The following is a 21,279-nucleotide window of genomic DNA, read 5'->3' as shown; positions in this document are numbered from 1 at the left end:
GTAGGAGCTGGCTTGCCAGCGATTTAGTCCCACTGACAAAACACAGACCTCAACTTTTCCCCGCCCACTGTCACCTCGCTCTACGCGCATCGGCTCATCCCCGCTATACTTCCCGGCTTTTCCTGAATAAATGCCAATAGGGTCCCGCCGCGCATGGATAAGACCTACCAGCCGCACGCCATTGAAACTTCCTGGTACAACACCTGGGAGTCAGAGAACTACTTCGCCCCGCAAGGCGCGGGCGAGTCCTACACCATCATGATCCCGCCGCCGAACGTCACCGGCAGCCTGCACATGGGTCACGGCTTCAACAACGCGATCATGGACGCCCTGATCCGTTTCCGCCGCATGCAGGGTCGCAACACCCTCTGGCAGCCAGGCACCGACCACGCCGGTATCGCTACGCAGATGCTGGTAGAGCGTCAGCTCGAAGCCAAAGGCCAGAGCCGCCACGACCTGGGCCGTGAGAAATTCCTCGAGAAAGTCTGGGAATGGAAAGATGAATCCGGTGGCAACATCAGCCGTCAGATCCGTCGCCTCGGTTCGTCCGTCGATTGGAGCCGCGAGCGCTTCACCATGGACGACGGTCTCTCGGAAGCCGTTAAAGAAGCTTTCGTCCGCCTGCATGAAGACGGCCTGATCTACCGCGGCAAGCGTCTGGTCAACTGGGACACCAAGCTGCACACGGCGATTTCCGACCTCGAAGTGGAGAACCACGACGAAAAAGGTTTCCTGTGGAACCTGAAATACCCGCTGGCCGACGGCGCCAAGACCGCTGAAGGCAACGATTTCCTGATCGTCGCGACCACTCGCCCGGAAACCATGCTCGGCGACTCCGCCGTGGCCGTTAACCCGAACGATGAACGCTACAAAGCCCTGATCGGCAAATTTGTCGAGCTGCCACTGGTTGGCCGCCGCATCCCGATCATCGCCGACGATTACTGCGACCCTGAATTCGGCACCGGCTGCGTGAAAATCACCCCGGCCCACGATTTCAACGACTACGAAGTCGGCAAGCGCCATAACCTGCCGCTGCTGAACATCTTCGACAAAAACGCTGCCGTTCTGCCAGCCTGCCAGGTGTTCAACCTCGATGGCACGCTGAACGAAACCATCGACGGCAAGATCCCGACCGAATACGCCGGTCTCGACCGTTTCGAAGCGCGCAAGCAGATCGTGGCCGCGTTCGAAGCCGCAGGCCTGTTGGTCAGCGTCGACGATCACGCCCTGAAAGTGCCGAAAGGCGACCGTTCCGGCACCATCATCGAGCCGTGGCTGACCGACCAGTGGTACGTGTCCACCAAACCGTTGGCCGAGCCTGCGATTGCCGCCGTTGAAGACGGCCGCATCCAGTTCGTGCCTAAACAGTACGAAAACATGTACTTCTCGTGGATGCGTGACATCCAGGATTGGTGCATCAGCCGTCAGCTGTGGTGGGGCCACCGCATTCCGGCCTGGTACGACGAGTCGGGCAAGGTCTACGTCGGTCGCGACGAAGCCGAAGTGCGTACCAAACACAACCTCGGCCCGGACGTTGCGCTGCAACAGGACAACGACGTTCTCGACACCTGGTTCAGCTCGGGCCTGTGGACGTTCTCCACGCTGGGCTGGCCGGAACAAACCGAATTCCTGAAGAAATTCCACTCCACCGACGTCCTGGTGACGGGCTTCGACATCATTTTCTTCTGGGTTGCCCGGATGATCATGCTCACCATGCATTTGGTGAAGAACGAAGACGGCACACCGCAGGTTCCGTTCAAGACCGTGTACGTTCACGGTCTGGTGCGTGACGGTCAGGGCCAGAAGATGTCCAAGTCCAAGGGCAACGTCCTGGACCCGCTGGACATCATCGACGGCATCGAGCTGGAAGAGCTGGTGCAGAAACGCACCTCCGGCCTCATGCAGCCGAAACTGGCGAAGAAGATCGAGAAGCAGACTCGCGACGAGTTCGCCGAAGGCATCGCCAGCTACGGCACCGACGCCCTGCGCTTCACCTTCTGCTCGCTGGCATCCACCGGTCGTGACATCAAGTTCGACATGGGCCGCGTCGAAGGCTATCGCAACTTCTGCAACAAGATCTGGAACGCCGCACGCTACGTGCTGGACAAAGGTGAAGACTGCGGCCAGAACGGCGAAGCCTACGAGCTGTCCCTGGCTGACCGCTGGATCATCTCGCAGCTGCAACGCACCGAAGCCGAAGTGACCCGCCAACTCGACCAGTTCCGTTTCGACCTGGCCGCACAAGCCTTGTACGAGTTCATCTGGAACCAGTATTGCGACTGGTACCTGGAACTGTCCAAGCCTGTGCTGTGGGACGAAAACGCACCGGTCGAGCGTCAGCGCGGCACACGCCGTACTCTGGTTCGCGTACTGGAAGTGGCTTTGCGCCTGGCGCACCCGTTCATGCCGTTCATCACCGAAGAAATCTGGCAGCGCATCGCGCCGCTGGCCGGTATCGAAGGCAAGACGATCATGCTGCAACCTTGGCCAGTGGCCAATGAAACCCGCATTGATCAAGCCGCCGAAGACGACATCGAATGGCTCAAGGGCCTGATGCTCGGCACGCGCAACATCCGTGGCGAAATGAACATCGGCCCGGGTAAACCGCTGCCGCTGTTCCTGAAGAACGTCAGCGCCGAGGATCAGCGTCGCCTGACCGAGAACGAAGCCCTGCTGAAAAAACTGGCACGCCTCGAATCGATCACCGTACTCGCTGCTGGCGAAGAAGCACCGCTGTCCGCCACCGCACTGGTCGGCGAGCTGGAAGTGCTGGTACCAATGGCCGGTTTGATCGACAAAGGGGCTGAGCTGGCGCGTCTGGACAAGGAAATCCAGCGTCTGCAAGGCGAAGTGCAGCGTGTTGGCGGCAAGCTTTCCAACGCCGGTTTCGTTGACAAGGCCCCGGCCGAAGTCATCGAGAAAGAGCGCGCCAAATTGGCCGAAGCGGAACAGGCTCTCGGCAAGTTGGCTGAGCAGCATGCGCGGATTGCCAGTCTGTAAGTTTTAATTCGCCGCTTGCACATAAAAATGCCCCGATCTTCGGGGCATTTTTTTGATAATTACCAAACGTGTAAGTAGTTTCTTATCATTTTTTATTTCGTTAACATCCCTACTCCAAACACAGTAACAGCCTACTTTTCAACAACACTGAACAAGGATTTTCAGTATGAGCACTAATCGTCAAAAATCGTTTCTTGCAACATTGAACTGGTCCACAAAAAGTTTCGGAATAATTTCACACCGTGGCAATACTGTTCCGGTTCTGGCCGAAAAACCTGTAGCAGACGTTTTTTATTTTCGATGCACAGATGAGTGGTACACGATTTACATACGCGCCGAAGGAGAGCATTTCGGCAAGACAATAGACCTTAACGGAAACTATTTTTCATGCAGCACATCATCTGACCCTACCACCTTCAAAATAATCAACAAAGATTGGAAAACGCTCACACTGGATGACCTCAAGACCAACAAAGAAAATGTGTATCTACTCACTCGAAGCGGCAAGCGAGTTAATGCCGAATTTGTATTCACAAACGAGTCCCCCGTAAGACTCCAAGCCAATGGGCAAATTAATATAACGCTCGACCTTAACATCATCGAACGAAACGCACCTTTTCTGAATGACCCCGATGAAATTTAAGAACACTGTTACTTAATCTATTAGTCAGCCCCTAATAAACGGCGGCTGACACTTTACTAATACAGAGTCATGAGTTGAGTGCTGTGAAGATGAATCAGCCACGTGGTTTGTCCTTTGTGGGAGAATAGGCGCCATATTGAGCCACCTCCTGAATCGACGCCCCCATGACCGCCCCCAGCAAACCCAAAGCACCACGCAAGCAGCCAAAACCTCCAACGCCTGCTGTGGCGCCGCGTGAAAAAGCCAGCCTGCACCCACGCAACCGCCATCAAGGTCGCTACGACTTTCCGGCGCTGATCAAAAGCACACCGGAGTTGGCCAAGTTCGTCATCCTCAATCCGTACGGCAAGGAAAGCATCGACTTCGCCAGCCCGGACGCCGTGCGCGTATTCAACCGGGCGCTGCTCAAATCGTTCTACGGCATCGCCCATTGGGACATTCCGGCTGACTATCTGTGCCCACCTGTTCCAGGGCGTGCGGATTATGTGCACTTTCTCGCAGACCTGCTGGCCAGTGGCAACGAGGGCGTGATCCCACGAGGCGCGGCGGTGAAGGTGCTGGACATCGGCATGGGCGCCAACTGCGTCTATCCGCTGATCGGCTATAGCGATTACCGCTGGCAGTTCCTCGGATCGGAAATCGACTCCACAGCGTTGGCCGCGGCCAAGGCCATTGTGCAGTCCAACGGTCTGAATAAATCGATCCAGCTGCGCCAGCAGACGAATCCCAAGCAGATCCTCACGGGCCTGCTGGAGAGCGCCGAACGGTTTGACCTGACCATGTGCAATCCACCCTTCCATGCATCGCTGGACGAAGCCACGCGCGGCAGCACTCGCAAGTGGCGTGCCTTGGGCAAGGCCGATCCAAAACGCAAACTGCCGGTGCTGAACTTCGGCGGTCAAGCGTCCGAGTTGTGGTGCGAGGGCGGTGAGATACGCTTTGTGAACCAACTGATCGGCGAAAGCGTTCAGGTGGCGCAGCAGGTTCTATGGTTCAGCACGCTGGTATCTAAAGCGTCGAACCTGCCGGCCATCCAGACCGCCCTGAAAAAGGCCGGGGCGCTGGAAAGCCAGGTGGTGGAAATGTCTCAAGGCCAGAAACAAAGCCGGTTTGTCGCCTGGACGTTCCAGACCAAGGCGCAGCAACAGGCCTGGCGCGAGCGTTGGGCGCGCCCGTAACCCTGTAGGAGCGAGCCTGCTCGCGAAAGCGGTGTGTCAGTCGAATTCGATGGCGCTGAAACGCCGGTCTCGCGAGCAGGCTCGCTCCTACACTGTCTGGCGAGCTAAATCGCAGGCATAAAAAAACCGTGCCCGGATTGCTCCGGCGCACGGTTTTTTTTAACAAGTCTTACTTGTTAACAGCGTCGGTCAGGCCTTTGGCCACAACCAGCTTGATCACTTTCTTGGCAGCGATTTCGATGGCAGCGCCAGTCGAAGGGTTGCGGCCAGTACGGGCAGGACGCTCAGTCACTTTCAGCTTGCCGATACCTGGCAGAGTGATTTCGCCGCCGTTTTCCAGCTGATCGGCAACGATTTGACCCAGTTGGTCCAGAGCGTTACGCGCGGTGGTTTTCGGCGCGTCGATAGCTTCAGCGATGTCGGCGATCAGTTGGTCTTTAGTAAGAGCCATTTAGTGTTCCTTCCCTATCAAATTCATATGGATTGCAGAGTGCAATGTCAGCTATCGAGCCCGATCTTTTGGATCCGGCACCCTCGGCCAAATAACCTCGGGTTCGGGGTTATAGATACCGAAATCAGGGTTTGGTTCGACCTGACAAATGCTGACTGCAGGCTTAACGCAGTGACTTTGCGCAAGACCGGGCAAAGCTAGCACACAGGCGTGGAAATATCCGCCTTTAGCTACCCATTTGGTCAGCTTTATTGTGCTAAAACAGCAAAAAACAGCATAAGCGCCGCCGGTCGCCCCCGAATTGCCCTTCACGCCGCGCCAAAACCAATGGTTGCGGTACACTGGGCGCTTTTTCGGGGGAGCACGCCCTCCTCTCTTCATTCAGCCGAGAAGCCCATGCCGATCCGTCATTGCATCGTCCACCTGATCGACAAAAAACCCGACGGCACGCCTGCAGTTCTTCACGCCCGCGACTCTGAACTGGCCGAGTCGGGCGCCATCGAGAACATGCTTGCCGACCTCAACGAGAGCTACAACGCCAAACAAGGCAAGGCCTGGGGATTCTTTCATGCCGAGTCGGGCGCGCATCCGTTCAGCGGCTGGTTGAAAGAGTACTTCGAGGGCGGCAAGGACTTCACGGCATTCAGCCGCGTGGCAGTTGAACATCTGCAAAAGCTGATGGAAGAGTCGAACCTGTCGGTCGGCGGCCACGTGCTGTTCGCGCACTACCAGCAAGGCATGACCGATTACCTGGCCATCGCCCTGCTGCACCACAGTGAAGGCGTGGCCGTGACAGACGAACTGGACGTCACGCCGTCCCGTCACCTGGACCTTGGCCAATTGCACCTGGCGGCGCGGATCAACGTGTCCGAATGGCAGAACAACAAGCAGTCCAAGCAGTACATCTCCTTCATCAAAGGCAAGAACGGCAAAAAAGTTTCGGAATACTTCCGCGACTTCATCGGCTGCCAGGAAGGCGTCGACGGTCCGGGTGAAACCCGCACCCTGCTCAAGGCCTTCAGTGACTTCGTCGAAAGTGAAGATTTGCCCGAAGACGACGCCCGTGAGAAGACCAAGACCCTGGTGGACTACGCCAGCAGCCAGGCCAAACTCGGCGAGCCGATGGGCCTGGAAGAACTTTCAGGACTGATCGATGAAGAACGCCCGAAAGCCTTCTACGATCACATTCGCAACAAGGACTATGGCCTGTCGCCCGAGATTCCGGCCGACAAACGCACCCTGAACCAGTTCCGCCGTTTCACCGGTCGCGCCGAAGGCCTGTCGATCAGCTTTGAAGCGCACTTGCTGGGCTCGAAGATCGAGTACGACGAAGAAGCCGGCACGTTGATCATCAAGGGCTTGCCGACCTCGCTCACCGACCAGCTCAAGCGACGCAACTGATGCTCGGCGGCGTACTGAAGAAATGCCTGCTGATCCTGCTGGTGGTCGTGGCTTACCAGAACTGGGGCAAGATCGAGCGGGTGTTCAATCCCTCACAAGTGGTTTCGGAGCAGACCCAGGCCAAGGCCAACGTCGCGCTCTACGCCACCGAGTGGTGTGGCTACTGCAAGCTGACGCGACGCTTTCTCGATCAGAAAGGCATTCCATACAAGGAATTCGATATCGAGAAAGATGCCGTGGCGCGCAAGGACTATGAGGCCTTGGGCGGCGGCGGGATTCCGATCATTGATGTGAACGGGACACTGATTCGCGGGTATGACCCGGATGCGATTCTGGCGGCGTTGAAGTAACCCATCAGGTTCACACACCCTTGTGGCGAGGGGGCAAGCCCCCTCGCCACAGGTTCGGGTCAGTTCCAATATCGTTTGTGACGATTACTGAGCTTCGATACGGAAACCAAACCGCGGGAAGTGCACATGCACCACACCGCCACGCTCATCTTCGCGACGCACAATCAACTCCTCGCTACCGGCAAACAGCAATTCCCCGGCGACCGGATCAACGCCGTAATCAGTCGCCGCGATCACCACCTGCTGACCTGCCTTGAGCCCGTTTGGATCTACAAACTGTTCATCCGGCAATGCCGCAGGCTGGGACGTGCGCGCAACCTCCAATGCTTCTTCGGACGTCATCTCGCTGAATGCGCCATGACCGAAGCCAAGCACCCGCGCATGCCATGCAGCAACGGCCGGGTACGCATCCACCAACGGTGCGGTAACCGGAGTTGCCTTCAGGAACCACAAGCAGTGAGCCAGGGCGAAGTCGGCAATCGACGGTTCGCCGAACAGGAAGTCGCCCTGCTCGCGCTGTAACTGCAACTCCAGCCGCGACATGATCGTCGGCCACTGATGTTTGGCCTGTTCGGTGGACAACTTGGTCGAGCTGCCACCGCTGAACAATTCGGTACGGTCGGCGATGAACGCCTTGATCGCCTCCGGCGGCAAGGTACCGAAACGCACCGCGATCGATTCCGGCTGGAACACCAGGCTGACCGCATGCTGAAACACCACCGAATCTGCCCAGGCGGCGAACGACGCCGCGATCATTTCCTGACCTTCAGGGAAGAACGCCGGCAAGGCCTTTTCCTGCTCCAGTCGACGGGCAATCAACGCAGTGTCGCAATAGATGTCCGCGCCAATCTGCAACACCGGCGTCTTGCGATAGCCACCGGTCAGGGCCGTGAGATCGGGTTTTGGCATCACCGGCGAGATTTTCACCGAACGCCAGGACAGCCCTTTGAAGCCCAGCAGCAGGCGGGCCTTTTCGGCGAAGGGGGACGTCGGGTAATGATGAAGAATCAACTCGGACATGCTCGGCTCCGCCGCAAAGATAGGAATCCGCAGCTTAGCGCGCAATCGGTTAGCAGCCCACAGTTCTGCCTGATGGGAACTTATCAGTCAGATTGATAAACCACAGCGGCACTCGCCACCAGGCATTCCTTGGCGCTTTTCTTCAGTTTCTTGATCAACCGCTCCTGACGCAACGCGTCGCCTTTGTCGCGGCAGCGTTCGGTGTAGACCAGGGCCATGGCGGGGCTGGAGAGAAAAAACCGAGCGCCCTTGCCGCTTTGATGCTTGGCAAACCGGCGCACGGGATCGTCGCTGATCCCGCAATACAGCGAGCCATTGGCGGCGCGTACGAGATAGACGAACCAGGTTTTGCTCGCGGGTGTGTCGGCGTCGACAGGGCTTTCGCTGAGGGTGGTCACGTAACGATCAGGCTTGAAAGGAAACAAGCCGCGATCTTATCAGCGACTGGCCTGGAATGCCTTCAGCCCCTTCAATGCCTGCGCGCGAACAGCGTTGCGCACCAACGGCGTCCAGCCCAGCAACAGGCCTTTGAAACCCAACGCCTGACGCGACCAGGCCCACAGATCGAAGCTGTCGTGATGTTCGCAAATCTTGCCATCGCGAAAAACGAATCGCGCCTGAATGTCGTTGATCACGGTGTTGCCCGTCTGGCTGAACAGGTACGTCGCCACCCAATGGGCGCCACCGGTACGCTCATCAGCGCGCACGTTATCGAACGTGAGAGAGAAATCCTTGGCGCGGGTGGTGAGCATGCGCCACATATCTGCGGCATCGCGCCCGCGCAGTTCGCCGAAGGCCGGATCGCTGAACACGACGTCGTCGGTGTAGCAGGCGCTCATGGCCTCGGCATCGAGGCGCTGAAAAGCCTCGTAGAAGCGGGTGATCAAGACGTTGTTGGCGTCACTCATGAGCAGACTCCCTGTTGTGCAAATTGGCGTCGAGCGTTTGCCTGCACGATAGTCTGCAAATGCGCGGAACACTATCGGCATTCGTGAACCGAATACCGACAGTGTGCGAGTGTCAGATTTTCTCGCTTTCGACCTGCACATACAGCGAACGCCCGGCGCCCAGACCGGCGATGATCGCGCCCAGGCCGATAACGCCGAAGATCCAGCCTACCGCTGTCCAGCCGCCAGTCCAGTCATGCACGATACCCACCGCGAACGGCCCCATCGACGCCAGGGTGTAACCGAAGCCCTGGGCCATGCTGGACAGGTTCGCTGCCACGTGGGAATCGCGCGAGCGCAGCACGATCAGGGTCAACGCCAGGCTGAACGTGGCGCCCTGCCCCAGCCCGAGCACAATCGCCCAGCCCCACAAGCCTTCGATCGGCGCATACAGGCAACCGAACAAACCGCCGAGGGTCAGCACCATCACGATCACGATGGCCAGGCGCTGATCCTTGCCCCGCGTGGCCAGCCATGGCGCGGCCAGGGAGCTGATCAGTTGCACAATCACCGAACCGGACAACACCAGACCGGCCTGGGTCGGGGTCAACCCGCGAGCAATCAAAATCGACGGCAACCAGCCGAATACGATGTAGGCCAGGGACGATTGCAGGCCCATGTACAAGGTCACCTGCCAGGCCAGCGGATCACGCAGTAAGCCCCGAACGCGATAGGCCACGTTGTGTGCGCCGTGTTTCTGGCTGACTTGCGGCAACCAGAACATCGCTGCGGCCAGTGCCGGAATCACCCAGAAGCCCAGGCCCATTGCCCAACTCTGGTCGAAATGTTCACTCAACGGCACGGTTGCCCCTGCCGCCATCGCCGCACCGAGGCACAGCGCCATGGTGTAGACGCCGGTCATGGTTCCGGCCTGTTTCGGGAAATCACGCTTGACGATGCCCGGCAGCAACACGCCGATCACGCCGATGCTGGCGCCGGCCAGCACGCTGCCGGCAAACAACCCGATCTCGCCAAACGAACTGCGCAGAATGATGCCGCCGGCCAGCGTCAGGAGAATGCCCAACACCACCCGCTCGGCGCCAAAACGTCGCGCCAGCACGGGTGCCAGCGGTGCGAAAAGACCAAGGCAAAGCACCGGTAACGTCGTCAGCAAACCGGCCTGGGAGGCCGTCAGACCCAGGGATTTCGACACCTCGCTGAGCATCGGCGCCATGCTCGACAACGCCGGGCGCAGGTTCAATGCCACGAGGATCAGGCCCAGCAGCAACAGCCATGGCCGGCGTAAAACCGGGTGGGCTTGCTGGACCTGCTCATCATCGGCCTCGGCATCGATCAGTAACTCTTCCAGCTCTGCCGAACGCTTGGGGGCTGTGGATAAATCACTGCGGCGCATGGACGTCTCGGTTTCAAGGTTCATTGATCAACTGCCTCGACAGGGCTTTGGCCCGCTCCGGGTCGCGTTGTTCGACGGCATCGAGCAGCTCGATGTGCAAGTCGAACACTTCCTGGCGTCGCGGAACGATGTTCAGGGTCTGGCGCAATTGCGCGCCGATGATGCTGGAGAAGTAGCGATACAGCTCGCTGAGGGTCGGGTTGTGTGCGGCGTCCACCAAGCGGCGGTGAAAGACCAGATCGCAGGCGATGTAAGTGTCGAGGTCGCCGTGATAGTGGTTGCCGCTGACGCTCAGTGCTTCGCGCAATGCCCGCAGATCCTCATCGGTACGGCGCAGTGCCGCCAGGCCGATGGCCTCGACTTCGAGGATGTGCCGCGTTTCGCGGGCCTGCTCAAGGGAGCAACAGGACAATGCCTTTACGGTGTCGAGCGGATCGACCACTGCGCGCAGATAACTGCCGTCACCCTGGCGGATTTCAATCAAGCCGGAAAACGCCAATACCCGCATCGCTTCACGCACGGTGTTACGGCTGATGCCCAATTCGGCGGACAACTCCGGCTCGGTCGGCAAGCGTTGGCCGATGGCCCACACACCCTGGTTGATGCGCAGGCGCAACTGTTCCAGGGCCTGATCGACCAAAGATCGCTTTACGAGTGGAGAAATTTCAGACATAGGATTCGCCCTTTCATCCAATCATAGGATGAATTTTCTGACATGTTAGTCAGCATCTTTCCGCAGGGCAACCACAAAGGTGCAATAGATAAATCAACCTGTGGCGAGGGAGCTTGCTCCCGCTTGAGTGCGCAGCACTCACAATCGTCCATGATCTTGAAGACCTTGGGGCCACTACGCAGCCAAACGGGAGCAAGCTCCCTCGCTACAGAAAAGCTTGAGCTCCAAGCAAAAATAAACCCGGAACTCGGTCCGGGTTTATTTCACTGCCTGGCTTTTATCAATGCAGGATCTGGCTCAGGAACAGCTTGGTGCGGTCGTTCTGCGGGTTGTCGAAGAAGTCGTTTGGCGCAGCCTGTTCGACGATTTCACCCTTGTCCATGAAGATCACGCGGTTGGCCACGGTGCGGGCGAAGCCCATTTCGTGGGTCACGCAGAGCATGGTCATGCCGTCTTCAGCCAGGCCGATCATGGTGTCGAGAACCTCTTTCACCATCTCCGGGTCGAGTGCCGAAGTCGGTTCGTCGAACAACATGATTTTCGGTTTCATGCACAGTGCACGGGCGATCGCCACACGCTGTTGCTGACCACCGGACAGTTGCCCCGGATACTTGTGCGCCTGCTCCGGAATGCGTACGCGTTCCAGGTAGTGCATGGCGATTTCCTCGGCCTTGCGCTTGGGCATCTTGCGTACCCACATCGGCGCCAGGGTGCAGTTCTGCAAGATGGTCAGGTGCGGAAACAGGTTGAAGTGCTGGAACACCATGCCGACTTCACGGCGGATCGCTTCGATCTGCTTGAGGTCGTTGGTCAGCTCAACACCATCGACCACGATCCGGCCCTGCTGGTGCTCTTCCAGACGGTTGAGGCAGCGGATGGTGGTCGACTTGCCCGAACCGGACGGGCCGCACAACACGATACGCTCGCCCTGTTTTACGTTGAGGTTGATGTCTTTGAGTACGTGAAACTGGCCGTACCACTTGTTCACGCCCTGCATCTGAATAATGCCTTCAGGGCTCACAGGCTGTTTGATTGCTTCGCTCATAAAAGAACTCCTAACGCTTGTGGCCAGTGTCGAGCTTACGTTCCAAGTGCATGGAGTAGCGCGACATACCAAAACAGAAAATCCAGAACACCAGGGCCGCGAACACATAGCCTTCAGTGGCCATGCCCAGCCATTTCGGGTCGGCGGCGGCTTGCTTGACGCTGTTGAGCAAGTCGAACAGGCCGATGATGATCACCAGGCTCGTGTCCTTGAACAGCGCGATGAAGGTGTTGACGATGCCGGGGATCACCAGCTTCAGGGCTTGCGGCAGAATCACCAGGCCCATGCTGCGCCAGTAACCCAGGCCCATTGCGGCGGCGGCTTCGTACTGACCCTTGGGGATCGCTTGCAAGCCACCGCGCACCACTTCGGCCACGTAGGCCGACTGGAACAGGATCACGCCGATCAGTGCCCGCAGCAGCTTGTCGAAGTTCATCCCTTCGGGCAGGAACAACGGCAGCATCACCGAGGACATGAACAGCACCGTGATCAACGGCACGCCGCGCCAGAATTCGATGAAGGTCACGCAGACCACACGAATCGCCGGCATGTTCGAACGGCGCCCCAGCGCCAGGACGATACCCAGCGGCAGCGCGCCGGCGATACCGACAGTGGCGATCACCAGGGTCAGCATCAGGCCGCCCCATTGGCTGGTCGCCACGGTGTCGAGGCCGAATACGCCGCCATGCAACAGGCACCAGGCAATGATCGGGTAGAGCACCAGGAAGCTCAGGCCGTACACCGCTTTATGGTGAAAGCGCGAGATGAACAATGGTGCCACGCCGACAATCGCCAGCCACACCGTCAGGTCCACGCGCCAGCGCAGTAGCGGCGGATAGTAGCCGTACATGAACTGGCCGAAACGCTGTTGGATGAACACCCAGCAGGCGCCCTCCTTCGTGCAGTCGGCCTGGCTGGTGCCGACCCAGTTGGCATCAAGGATTGCCCACTGCAGGATCGGCGGGACCACGAGGTAGATCAGGTAGAACGCAAACAAGGTCAGCAGGGTGTTGAGCCAGCTGGAGAACATGTTCGCGCGCATCCATGCCACCACACCGATGCTGCTGCTCGGTGGAGGCATGTCAGGTTTGAAAGTATGAGTGCTCATGCGCTTTTCCTTACCGCTCGATCAGCGCAATGCGCTTGTTGTACCAGTTCATCAGCAGGGAAATGCTGATACTGATCGCCAGATACACGCTCATGGTGATGGCAATCACCTCGATCGCCTGGCCGGTCTGGTTGAGCACGGTCCCGGCAAACAGCGAAACCATTTCCGGATAACCGATACCGGCCGCCAGCGAGGAGTTTTTCGCCAGGTTCAGGTATTGGCTGGTCAGCGGAGGAATGATCACGCGCAGGGCTTGCGGGATGATGACCTTGCGCAGGGTCGGACCGTTGCGCAGGCCGAGGGAATGCGCCGCTTCGGTCTGGCCGTGGCTGACCGACTTGATGCCCGAACGCACGATCTCGGCGATGAACGCTGCGGTGTAGACAGTCAGGGCCAGGGTCAACGCCAGCAGTTCCGGGATCAGCACCCAGCCACCGACAAAGTTGAAACCCTTGAGCTCAGGCATTTCCCACTGCACGGGTGCGCCGAAAACCAGCGTGCACAGTGCCGGGATCACCAACAACAATGCCAGGCCGGTCCAGAACTTGTGGAAAGGCACGCCCGTCGCTTCGAAGCGCTTGTTGGCCCAACGGGTCATCAGCACGATGGCGACGATGGCCACCACGATGCTCGCCACGAACGGCCAGAAACCATCTGCCATCAACGCCGCCGGCATGTTCAGACCACGGCTGCTGACAAAGAAGGTATCGCCGAAATTATGGCTGTTGCGCGGCCCCGGCATGGTCAGGAATACCGCGAAGTACCAGAACAGGATCTGCAGCAGCGGCGGAATGTTGCGGAAGACTTCCACATACACCGTCGCCACTTTGGCGATGATCCAGTTCTTCGACAGCCGTGCCACACCGACGATAAAGCCCAGGATCGTCGCCAGGATCACGCCGATGAAGGTCACGAGCAGGGTGTTGAGCAGACCGATGACAAACACCCGGGCATAGCTGTCCGCTTCGGTGTAGTCGATCAGGTGTTGAGCGATGCCGAACCCGGCACTGCGCTCCAGAAAGTCGAAACCGGAGGTAATGCCCCGGTGTTGCAGATTGGTCTGGGTGTTATCGAACAGAAACCAGCCCAGCGAAACCACCCCGAAAATCGTGATGATCTGAAATACCCACGCACGCACTCGCGGATCGCTGAGGCTGAGCCTCTGCTTAGGTGCGCCGATTGAATTTTGCATGAAGTGCCCCGCAAATAATGGAACAGAACATCACCCGGTGGTTGGCCCACCGGGTGATAGAACCATCAGCGCACTGGTGGTGCGTATTGAATGCCGCCAGCGTTCCACAGAGCGTTCAGCCCGCGGTCGATTTCCAGCGGAGTGCCCTTGCCGAGGTTTTTCTCGAACACTTCGCCGTAGTTGCCGACTTGCTTGATGATCTGCACGACCCAGTCTTTCTTCACTTTCAGGTCTTTGCCGTATTCACCGTCGGTACCCAGCAGACGGGCAACGTCTGGGTTTTTGGTGCCCTTGGCTTCAGCTTCGACGTTCTTCGAAGTGATACCGGCTTCTTCAGCGTTGAGCATGGCGTAGCCAGTCCAGCGCACGATGGCTAGCCACTCGTCGTCGCCATTACGCACGACCGGGCCCAGAGGTTCCTTGGAAATGGTTTCCGGCAGAACCACGTAGTCCTTCGGCGAAGCCAGCTTGCTGCGCTGGGCGAACAGCTGGGATTTGTCGGAGGTCAGCACGTCGCAACGACCGGATTCCAGCGACTTGGCGCTTTCATCGGAGGTGTCGAAAGTGATCGGGGTGTATTTCAGACCGTTGCCGCGGAAGTAGTCGGAAACGTTCAGCTCGGTGGTGGTACCGGCCTGGATGCAGATGGTCGCGCCATCCAGCTCTTTGGCGCTTTTCACGCCGAGCTTGTTGTTTACCAGGAAGCCGATGCCATCGTAGTAGGTGATGAAGCCCGGGAATTTCAGGCCCATGCCCGCGTCACGGGAGCTGGTCATGGTGGTGTTGCGCGACAGGATGTCGATTTCGCCGGACTGCAGCGCGGTGAAGCGCTCCTTGGCGTTCAACTGACTGAATTTGACCTTGGTCGCGTCACCGAAAACGGCAGCGGCCACAGCGCGGCAATAGTCAGCATCGATACCGACGATCTTGCCGGTGGAATCCGGAACCGAGAAGCCTGGCAGACCATCGCTGACGCCACACTGCACGAAACCTTTCTTCATCACTGCATCCAGGGTTGCGCCCGCCTGGGCAAACCCGCTGACACCAAGGACTGCGGCTGCAGTCACGATCGCCAGGGTGGATTTCAACATCTTCATTCAAACCTCCAGTTTTGCTCTTGTTGTGTCGGAGCGTGAGTCCTGTCGCACCCTTTTGAGGCGTAGTCGACCCGTGTTGGCTTGTTTTTGGGGTCAACCGACGTAAGACGTTAGCTATGAGTCTAGTAGGAGAAAATCCACATCATGGATTACTCACTTCTCACCAATCGGCCGAACGGGCTGTAGCCCTTTCACGTTCGCGAAGCCCGTATCGGCCATTGGCGAACATCCATCACCGGATTCTTTGCTATCCCACGCTCGGCAGTAGACTGATAGTGTTACCGCCGCACGCGAGATGGGTTGCACCGTTTCCCCATAGCAAAGCCCGTACCACACCGGCCGCCGAAGCCAATAAGGGACAGGTCAATAGCAAAAGTTGTAGCCTTGCGACATCTTCTTAACGGATCCACCAGACGCGCACTCACACCTTGCCCTCAATGAGAGCGCACGCACATTTTTGGAGCAGCCATGACCAACCCCTTGATTCTTGAACCCGTCAAGACCGCAGATGCCTGCGTGGTCTGGCTTCATGGCCTGGGTGCCGATCGCTACGACTTCCTGCCGGTGGCCGAAGCCCTGCAGGAAAGCCTGTTGAGTACACGCTTCGTTTTGCCCCAGGCACCGAGCCGCGCCGTCACCATCAACGGCGGTTACGAGATGCCGAGCTGGTACGACATATTGGCCATGAGCCCCGCGCGCGCGATCAACCGCGAACAACTGGAAGCGTCGGCCGACTGGATCATCGAACTGATCGAAACGCAGAAGACCAGCGGAATAGACGCCTCGCGTATTTTTCTGGCCGGTTTTTCCCAGGGTGGCGCGGTCGTATTCCACACCGCCTTCCTGAAATGGCAGGGCCCCTTGGGTGGCGTACTTGCCCTCTCCACTTATGCCCCCACCTTTAATGAAGCGCTGGAATTGTCCGCCAGCCAGCAGCGTATTCCGGTGCTGTCCTTGCACGGTCAGTACGATGATGTGGTGCAAAACTCGATGGGCCGCAGCGCCTATGAGCATTTGAAAGAGCGTGGTGTCACCGTGACATGGCAGGAATACCCAATGGGCCACGAAGTGTTACCCGAGGAGATTCGCGACATCGGCGTCTGGCTCGCCGAGCGCTTGCGTTGATCAATGATGTTTAAAAGCGCCCTTTGATCCATCCCACTACGCCGCGCCCGATTCTTGCATTACACTGGCCGGCGTACATTCCTTAACCAATTGATGAGATGACCGTGCTCAAAGCACTCAAGAAAATGTTCGGTAAAAGCGAGACTGAGCAACTCGCGCCAGTCACCAGCGCTCCGTCTCACCACTCCAGCCCCCGCACCGACGGTAATCAGCCTGGCCAGACCGCCCCTGTAGCGGCACCGAAACATGAGCCGATGAGCGCTCCGGCCGTCGAGCCTGCTGCGCCAACCGTCTCGGAGCAACCGCACAACGAAGCGCCGAAAACCGCCAAGCCACGCCGCGAACCAAAGCCAAAAGCGCCGGTCATCCCGTGGAAACTCGAAGACTTCGTCGTCGAACCCCAGGAAGGCAAAACCCGCTTCCACGATTTCAAACTCGCCCCGGAACTGATGCACGCCATCCAGGACCTGGGCTTCCCGTATTGCACGCCGATCCAGGCCCAGGTGCTGGGCTTTACCCTCGCCGGCAAAGACGCCATCGGCCGCGCCCAGACCGGTACCGGCAAAACCGCCGCGTTCCTGGTGTCGATCATCACCCAGCTGCTGCAAACCCCGCCGCCGAAAGAGCGCTATATGGGCGAGCCACGGGCGCTGATCATCGCCCCGACCCGTGAGTTGGTGGTGCAGATCGCCAAAGACGCGGCTGACCTGACCAAGTACACCGGGCTCAACGTCATGACGTTCGTCGGCGGCATGGACTTCGACAAGCAGCTCAAGCACCTCGAAGCCCGTCACTGCGACATCCTCGTCGCTACGCCGGGTCGCTTGCTGGACTTCAACCAGCGCGGCGACGTGCACCTGGACATGGTCGAAGTCATGGTGCTGGACGAAGCTGATCGCATGCTCGACATGGGCTTCATCCCGCAAGTGCGCCAGATCATTCGCCAGACCCCGCCGAAGAGCGAGCGTCAGACGCTGCTGTTCTCCGCGACCTTCACCGAAGACGTGATGAACCTGGCCAAGCAATGGACCACCGACCCGTCGATTGTCGAGATCGAGTCGCAGAACGTGGCCAACGAAAACGTCGAGCAGCACATCTACGCGGTGGCCGGTGCCGACAAATACAAACTGCTCTACAACCTGGTCAACGACAACGGTTGGGAGCGGGTGATTGTGTTTGCCAACCGCAAGGATGAAGTGCGGCGCATCGAAGAACGCCTGGTGCGCGACGGCATCAACGCCGCGCAGCTGTCCGGCGACGTGCCGCAGCACAAGCGCATCAAGACACTGGAAGGTTTCCGCGAAGGCAAGATCCGCGTGCTGGTCGCCACTGACGTGGCCGGTCGCGGCATCCACATCGACGGCATCAGCCACGTGATCAACTTCACCCTGCCGGAAGTCCCGGACGACTACGTGCACCGTATCGGCCGCACCGGTCGCGCGGGCGCCGATGGCGTATCCATCAGTTTTGCCGGTGAAGACGACTCCTACCAGTTACCGTCCATCGAGGCGCTGCTGGGCAAGAAAATCAGCTGTGAAACCCCTCCGACGCACCTGCTGCGGGCGGTTGAGCGCAAGCGTCCGTAACGGGCGCCTTGCAGAAAGAGGCGCAGCCGCAAACGGTCTGCGCTTTTTTTTCGTCTCGATTTTTTCAACAGGCGCTTGCTCACGACAACTAAAAGTCCATAATAGACAAATTAGTTTAGTTCGAGTGTTCGGAGCCGACCATGTCCAGTACGCCCCACGTGATCAACCAATCCCAGGCTCGCGAGTTGCTGGCGCAAGTCGACGTTCCGCAGATCCTGCGCAAACTGTTTCGTGACCTGGCGTCGGGGCAAGCCGTGCAACCGGCACAGCAACTGGTTGAATTTCCAGCGGGTGCGGGCGACTTCATCAATTACTTGGGTGTGCTGGCTGAAGACGGTGTTTATGGGGTCAAGACCTCGCCTTACATCGTGCGCGAGCAAGGTCCGCTGGTGACAGCGTGGACGCTGCTGATGTCGATGCAGACCGGCCAACCGCTGCTGCTTTGCGATGCCGCGGAACTGACCACCGCACGTACCGCCGCGACGACTGCCGTGGCGGTCGATGCCCTCGCCCCGCTGAGCGCGACCCGCCTGGCAATCATCGGCAGCGGCAAAGTTGCCCAGGCGCACCTGCATTATGTGAAGGGCTTGCGAGACTGGGAAAGTATCAGCCTGTACTCGCCAAGCCTGCATGAAGATGCTGAAACCATGAACCTGCTAAAAGACATCGAGCCGCGCCTGAGCATCGCCGACAGTCGCGAAGCTGCCGTTCAAGACGCCGACGTGATCATGCTCTGCACCTCGTCCGCCGGACCGGTCATTGATCCTGCCTGCTTGAGCAAACCCGCGCTGATCACCTCCATCAGCACCAACGCCCCACGCGCCCATGAAGTGCCACCGCAGAGCCTCAATGACATGCAGGTGTTCTGCGATTATCGCCTGACCACTCCGGGTTCGGCAGGCGAAATGCTGATCGCCGGCGAGCAGCATGGTTGGGACAAGCGCACGATAGTCGGTGACCTGGCGGACCTGCTCAGCGAAAAAATCCAGCGTCCCGACTACGAGCGGCATGTGCTCTTCCGCTCCATCGGCCTGGGCCTGGAAGACATTGCACTGGCCAATGCGATCTATCACCTGCTGCCCTAACAATACGAAACCTGTAGGAGCTGGCTTGCCAGCGATCCAGACGCCGCGGTCCATCAGATAAACCGCAGCGATGCCATCGCCAGCAAGCCGGCTCCTACCGGGATAACCGATAACAGGAGATTCTCATGAGCCAGGCAGACTTCATCATCATCGGCGGCGGGATTGCCGGCGCTTCCACCGGTTTCTGGCTGTCGCAACACGGCCGCGTGGTCGTGCTCGAACGCGAATCCCACCCGGCTTATCACTCCACCGGACGCTCCGCTGCGCTGTACACCGCCGCATACGGCACTCCGCAGGTTCGCGCACTGACCCAAGCCAGCCGCGACTTTTTCGATGCACCGCCCAGTGGCTTCTGCGAACACCCGCTGCTGACCCCGCGCGGCGAAATGACCGTGGACTTCACCGGTGACCCGATTGAGTTGAACAAGCAATACCAGAGCGCAAAATCCACGGTGCCTGAGATGCAGTTGCTCAGCGCCGAAGAAGCCTGCGCGCGGGTGCCAATCCTGCGTCGCGAGAAAGTCCACGGGGCGATCTACGACCCGACCGCCAGCGACATCGACACCGATGCCCTGCACCAGGGTTATCTGCGTGGCATCCGCCGCAACAAAGGTGAAGTCCATACCGACTGCGAAGTGCAGAGCCTGAGCCGCGATGCCGAAGGCATCTGGCAGGTTCAGACCAACACCCACACCTTCAGCGCGCCGATCATCATCAACGCCGCCGGCGCCTGGGCCGACAAGATCGGTGAACTTGCCGGAGCCAAGCCGCTGGGCCTGCAACCCAAGCGCCGCGCCGCATTCATCTTTGCTGGCCCCGAAGGCGTAGACATTCATCATTGGCCGATGCTGGTCAGCCTTGACGAATCCTTCTACATGAAACCCGACGCCGGCATGTTCCTCGGCTCGCCGGCCAACGCCGACCCGGTGGAACCTCACGACGTGCAGCCTGAAGAGCTGGACATCGCCATGGGCATCTACCAGATCGAAGAAGCCACGACCCTGACCATCCGCCGTCCAACCCGCACCTGGGCCGGCCTGCGCAGTTTCGTCAGTGACGGCGATTTGCTGTCCGGGTTCGATCCGCAGGTACCGGGGCTGTTCTGGGTCGCGGCGCAAGGCGGTTACGGCATCCAGACCTCGCCCGCCATGGGGCAGGCCAGCGCCGCGCTGGTACGCGGTGAGCCCTTGCCAGAGCCGCTTACTCGCTTCGGCCTGAGCACTGAAATGCTGTCCCCTGCTCGCCTGGGCTGATCGTTGCCCGCAGGTGACGTGCCCACACGATTACGGCACACTTTCAGCGCCCCTCCCATGGGGCGCTGACGCTGCCTGGAGCTCCACTGTATGAACGCCCCCGAAACCGACACGGCCCTGAATCACACCTCGCTGGATAACTTCCGGGCGATTGCCGATGCCATCGCCACGCTGTTCTTTCCCCACGCCGAAGTGGTGCTGCACGACCTGCGCACGCAAAAGGTCGACTACATCGCCAACAACCTGTCCAAGCGGGAAATCGGCGACGACTCGGCACTGGAAGACATGCTCAGCGACGACGTCAGCGACCGAAACATCGGGCCGTACGAAAAGCTCAATTGGGATGGTCAGAAGATTCGTAGCCTCAGCACTGTGTTACGCGACAGCGCAGGTCATCCGCTGGCGATGCTGTGCATCAACCTGAATATTTCGCTGTTCGAAAATGCCAAGGCCGCACTGGACCTGTTCCTGTCGCCGACCAAGCTGATCCCGCAACCGGATTCACTGTTTCGCGATGACTGGCAGGAGCGGATCAACACCTTCCTCCACGCCTGGCTGCGCGAACGCCAGCTGAGCCTGAACGTCCTGACCCGCGACCACAAACGTGAACTGGTGCTGGCGCTGCACGCCGAAGGCGCGTTCAAGGGCAAAAGCGCCTCCAACTACGTGGCCAATGTGCTGAACATGGGCCGGGCGACGGTGTACAAGCATTTGAAGGAATTGAAGGGCTGATCATTTGCAGGGATTGTTCCGGCCCCATCGCCAGCAGGC

At 59.0% G+C, this 21,279-nt stretch carries 20 protein-coding genes; 10 read left to right on the top strand and 10 right to left on the bottom strand.

Features of this window, described 5'->3' with window-relative positions:
* The first annotated feature begins 153 nt into the window (after positions 1 to 153).
* The 3 genes from CKW15_RS12545 (at position 154) to rlmF (ending at position 4,821) form a co-directional block, all read left to right on the top strand.
* Positions 154 to 3,000, top strand: coding sequence for a valine--tRNA ligase (locus CKW15_RS12545; RefSeq protein ID WP_095152172.1), 2,847 nt, complete (start codon positions 154 to 156; stop codon positions 2,998 to 3,000).
* A 166-nt stretch (positions 3,001 to 3,166) separates the two neighbouring features.
* On the top strand, positions 3,167 to 3,643 hold the full coding sequence (locus tag CKW15_RS12540) for a hypothetical protein (protein WP_095057021.1): 477 nt from the start codon (positions 3,167 to 3,169) through the stop codon (positions 3,641 to 3,643).
* Between the two features lie 164 nt (positions 3,644 to 3,807).
* Positions 3,808 to 4,821, top strand: coding sequence for a 23S rRNA (adenine(1618)-N(6))-methyltransferase RlmF (gene rlmF, locus CKW15_RS12535; RefSeq protein ID WP_095057020.1), 1,014 nt, complete (start codon positions 3,808 to 3,810; stop codon positions 4,819 to 4,821).
* A gap of 169 nt (positions 4,822 to 4,990) precedes the next feature.
* Here the strand turns inward: rlmF and CKW15_RS12530 are convergent, their stop codons facing one another.
* A complete protein-coding gene (locus CKW15_RS12530; RefSeq protein ID WP_007905514.1) occupies positions 4,991 to 5,272 on the bottom strand; it encodes an HU family DNA-binding protein in 282 nt (93 codons plus the stop codon).
* A gap of 396 nt (positions 5,273 to 5,668) precedes the next feature.
* Here CKW15_RS12530 and yejK point away from each other — a divergent pair, with 396 nt between their 5' ends.
* Together yejK and CKW15_RS12520 are read left to right on the top strand one after the other, a co-directional pair.
* Complete coding sequence (gene yejK, locus CKW15_RS12525) at positions 5,669 to 6,673, top strand: nucleoid-associated protein YejK (protein ID WP_095057019.1); 1,005 nt, start codon at positions 5,669 to 5,671, stop codon at positions 6,671 to 6,673.
* Positions 6,673 to 7,023: a glutaredoxin domain-containing protein gene (locus CKW15_RS12520; RefSeq protein WP_095057018.1), complete on the top strand. Its 351-nt coding sequence runs from the start codon at positions 6,673 to 6,675 to the stop codon at positions 7,021 to 7,023. The genes yejK and CKW15_RS12520 overlap by 1 nt, the downstream gene beginning before the upstream one ends.
* Positions 7,024 to 7,107: 84 nt before the next feature.
* Here the strand turns inward: CKW15_RS12520 and CKW15_RS12515 are convergent, their stop codons facing one another.
* The 9 genes from CKW15_RS12515 to CKW15_RS12470 all read right to left on the bottom strand — a co-directional run bounded on the left by CKW15_RS12515 (position 7,108) and on the right by CKW15_RS12470 (position 15,459).
* On the bottom strand, positions 7,108 to 8,043 hold the full coding sequence (locus CKW15_RS12515; RefSeq protein WP_095057017.1) for a glutathione S-transferase family protein: 936 nt from the start codon (positions 8,041 to 8,043) through the stop codon (positions 7,108 to 7,110).
* An 83-nt stretch (positions 8,044 to 8,126) separates the two neighbouring features.
* A complete protein-coding gene (locus tag CKW15_RS12510; RefSeq protein WP_095057132.1) occupies positions 8,127 to 8,441 on the bottom strand; it encodes a GIY-YIG nuclease family protein in 315 nt (104 codons plus the stop codon).
* A 39-nt stretch (positions 8,442 to 8,480) separates the two neighbouring features.
* On the bottom strand, positions 8,481 to 8,951 hold the full coding sequence (locus CKW15_RS12505; RefSeq protein WP_095152171.1) for a nuclear transport factor 2 family protein: 471 nt from the start codon (positions 8,949 to 8,951) through the stop codon (positions 8,481 to 8,483).
* 112 nt (positions 8,952 to 9,063) lie between these two features.
* Complete coding sequence (locus CKW15_RS12500) at positions 9,064 to 10,368, bottom strand: CynX/NimT family MFS transporter (protein ID WP_095057015.1); 1,305 nt, start codon at positions 10,366 to 10,368, stop codon at positions 9,064 to 9,066.
* The gene (locus CKW15_RS12495) at positions 10,358 to 11,017 is read right to left on the bottom strand and encodes a FadR/GntR family transcriptional regulator (protein ID WP_095057014.1); all 660 of its coding nucleotides are present in this window, start codon (positions 11,015 to 11,017) and stop codon (positions 10,358 to 10,360) included. Before CKW15_RS12495 ends, CKW15_RS12500 begins: the two co-directional genes overlap by 11 nt.
* A 280-nt stretch (positions 11,018 to 11,297) precedes the next feature.
* On the bottom strand, positions 11,298 to 12,062 hold the full coding sequence (locus tag CKW15_RS12485) for an amino acid ABC transporter ATP-binding protein (RefSeq protein ID WP_003178331.1): 765 nt from the start codon (positions 12,060 to 12,062) through the stop codon (positions 11,298 to 11,300).
* Positions 12,063 to 12,072: 10 nt separating this feature from the next.
* Positions 12,073 to 13,170, bottom strand: a complete 1,098-nt coding sequence (locus CKW15_RS12480; RefSeq protein WP_095057013.1) for an amino acid ABC transporter permease — start codon at positions 13,168 to 13,170, stop codon at positions 12,073 to 12,075.
* Positions 13,171 to 13,180: 10 nt separating this feature from the next.
* Entirely contained in the window at positions 13,181 to 14,362 is a 1,182-nt protein-coding gene (locus CKW15_RS12475) for an amino acid ABC transporter permease (protein WP_095057012.1), read from the bottom strand.
* 65 nt (positions 14,363 to 14,427) lie between these two features.
* Positions 14,428 to 15,459 (bottom strand): amino acid ABC transporter substrate-binding protein, encoded by a 1,032-nt coding sequence (locus CKW15_RS12470; protein WP_046041975.1) that lies wholly within the window; start codon positions 15,457 to 15,459, stop codon positions 14,428 to 14,430.
* Positions 15,460 to 15,927: 468 nt separating this feature from the next.
* On the opposite strand from CKW15_RS12470, the gene CKW15_RS12465 reads away from it, so the two are divergent.
* The 5 genes from CKW15_RS12465 to CKW15_RS12445 all read left to right on the top strand — a co-directional run bounded on the left by CKW15_RS12465 (position 15,928) and on the right by CKW15_RS12445 (position 21,240).
* Positions 15,928 to 16,584: an alpha/beta hydrolase gene (locus CKW15_RS12465; RefSeq protein ID WP_095057011.1), complete on the top strand. Its 657-nt coding sequence runs from the start codon at positions 15,928 to 15,930 to the stop codon at positions 16,582 to 16,584.
* A 98-nt stretch (positions 16,585 to 16,682) separates the two neighbouring features.
* Positions 16,683 to 18,170: an ATP-dependent RNA helicase RhlB gene (rhlB, locus tag CKW15_RS12460; RefSeq protein WP_095057010.1), complete on the top strand. Its 1,488-nt coding sequence runs from the start codon at positions 16,683 to 16,685 to the stop codon at positions 18,168 to 18,170.
* 140 nt (positions 18,171 to 18,310) lie between these two features.
* Positions 18,311 to 19,255: an ornithine cyclodeaminase family protein gene (locus tag CKW15_RS12455; RefSeq protein ID WP_095057009.1), complete on the top strand. Its 945-nt coding sequence runs from the start codon at positions 18,311 to 18,313 to the stop codon at positions 19,253 to 19,255.
* A 125-nt stretch (positions 19,256 to 19,380) separates the two neighbouring features.
* The gene (locus CKW15_RS12450; RefSeq protein WP_095057008.1) at positions 19,381 to 20,508 is read left to right on the top strand and encodes an FAD-binding oxidoreductase; all 1,128 of its coding nucleotides are present in this window, start codon (positions 19,381 to 19,383) and stop codon (positions 20,506 to 20,508) included.
* A 90-nt stretch (positions 20,509 to 20,598) separates the two neighbouring features.
* A complete protein-coding gene (locus CKW15_RS12445) occupies positions 20,599 to 21,240 on the top strand; it encodes a transcriptional regulator (RefSeq protein ID WP_095057007.1) in 642 nt (213 codons plus the stop codon).
* Positions 21,241 to 21,279: the final 39 nt, after the last annotated feature.

Source organism: Pseudomonas sp. Irchel s3b5 (assembly GCF_900187435.1).
GTDB lineage: Bacteria > Pseudomonadota > Gammaproteobacteria > Pseudomonadales > Pseudomonadaceae > Aquipseudomonas.
The sequence above is the reverse complement of the archived record's forward strand: the minus strand, read 5'-3'. Positions and strand labels throughout refer to the sequence as shown.

What these genes read in the sequence shown, in the direction of transcription:
- CKW15_RS12475 (WP_095057012.1), bottom strand. Translation starts at nt 14,362, where the DNA reads ATGCAAAATTCAATCGGCGCACCTAAGCAGAGGCTCAGCCTCAGCGAT.
- CKW15_RS12545 (WP_095152172.1), top strand. Translation starts at nt 154, where the DNA reads ATGGATAAGACCTACCAGCCGCACGCCATTGAAACTTCCTGGTACAAC.
- CKW15_RS12540 (WP_095057021.1), top strand. Translation starts at nt 3,167, where the DNA reads ATGAGCACTAATCGTCAAAAATCGTTTCTTGCAACATTGAACTGGTCC.
- CKW15_RS12455 (WP_095057009.1), top strand. Translation starts at nt 18,311, where the DNA reads ATGTCCAGTACGCCCCACGTGATCAACCAATCCCAGGCTCGCGAGTTG.
- CKW15_RS12445 (WP_095057007.1), top strand. Translation starts at nt 20,599, where the DNA reads ATGAACGCCCCCGAAACCGACACGGCCCTGAATCACACCTCGCTGGAT.
- CKW15_RS12470 (WP_046041975.1), bottom strand. Translation starts at nt 15,459, where the DNA reads ATGAAGATGTTGAAATCCACCCTGGCGATCGTGACTGCAGCCGCAGTC.
- rhlB (WP_095057010.1), top strand. Translation starts at nt 16,683, where the DNA reads ATGACCGTGCTCAAAGCACTCAAGAAAATGTTCGGTAAAAGCGAGACT.
- CKW15_RS12450 (WP_095057008.1), top strand. Translation starts at nt 19,381, where the DNA reads ATGAGCCAGGCAGACTTCATCATCATCGGCGGCGGGATTGCCGGCGCT.
- CKW15_RS12520 (WP_095057018.1), top strand. Translation starts at nt 6,673, where the DNA reads ATGCTCGGCGGCGTACTGAAGAAATGCCTGCTGATCCTGCTGGTGGTC.
- rlmF (WP_095057020.1), top strand. Translation starts at nt 3,808, where the DNA reads ATGACCGCCCCCAGCAAACCCAAAGCACCACGCAAGCAGCCAAAACCT.
- CKW15_RS12485 (WP_003178331.1), bottom strand. Translation starts at nt 12,062, where the DNA reads ATGAGCGAAGCAATCAAACAGCCTGTGAGCCCTGAAGGCATTATTCAG.
- CKW15_RS12515 (WP_095057017.1), bottom strand. Translation starts at nt 8,043, where the DNA reads ATGTCCGAGTTGATTCTTCATCATTACCCGACGTCCCCCTTCGCCGAA.
- CKW15_RS12495 (WP_095057014.1), bottom strand. Translation starts at nt 11,017, where the DNA reads ATGTCTGAAATTTCTCCACTCGTAAAGCGATCTTTGGTCGATCAGGCC.
- CKW15_RS12500 (WP_095057015.1), bottom strand. Translation starts at nt 10,368, where the DNA reads ATGAACCTTGAAACCGAGACGTCCATGCGCCGCAGTGATTTATCCACA.
- CKW15_RS12465 (WP_095057011.1), top strand. Translation starts at nt 15,928, where the DNA reads ATGACCAACCCCTTGATTCTTGAACCCGTCAAGACCGCAGATGCCTGC.
- CKW15_RS12530 (WP_007905514.1), bottom strand. Translation starts at nt 5,272, where the DNA reads ATGGCTCTTACTAAAGACCAACTGATCGCCGACATCGCTGAAGCTATC.
- CKW15_RS12480 (WP_095057013.1), bottom strand. Translation starts at nt 13,170, where the DNA reads ATGAGCACTCATACTTTCAAACCTGACATGCCTCCACCGAGCAGCAGC.
- CKW15_RS12505 (WP_095152171.1), bottom strand. Translation starts at nt 8,951, where the DNA reads ATGAGTGACGCCAACAACGTCTTGATCACCCGCTTCTACGAGGCTTTT.
- yejK (WP_095057019.1), top strand. Translation starts at nt 5,669, where the DNA reads ATGCCGATCCGTCATTGCATCGTCCACCTGATCGACAAAAAACCCGAC.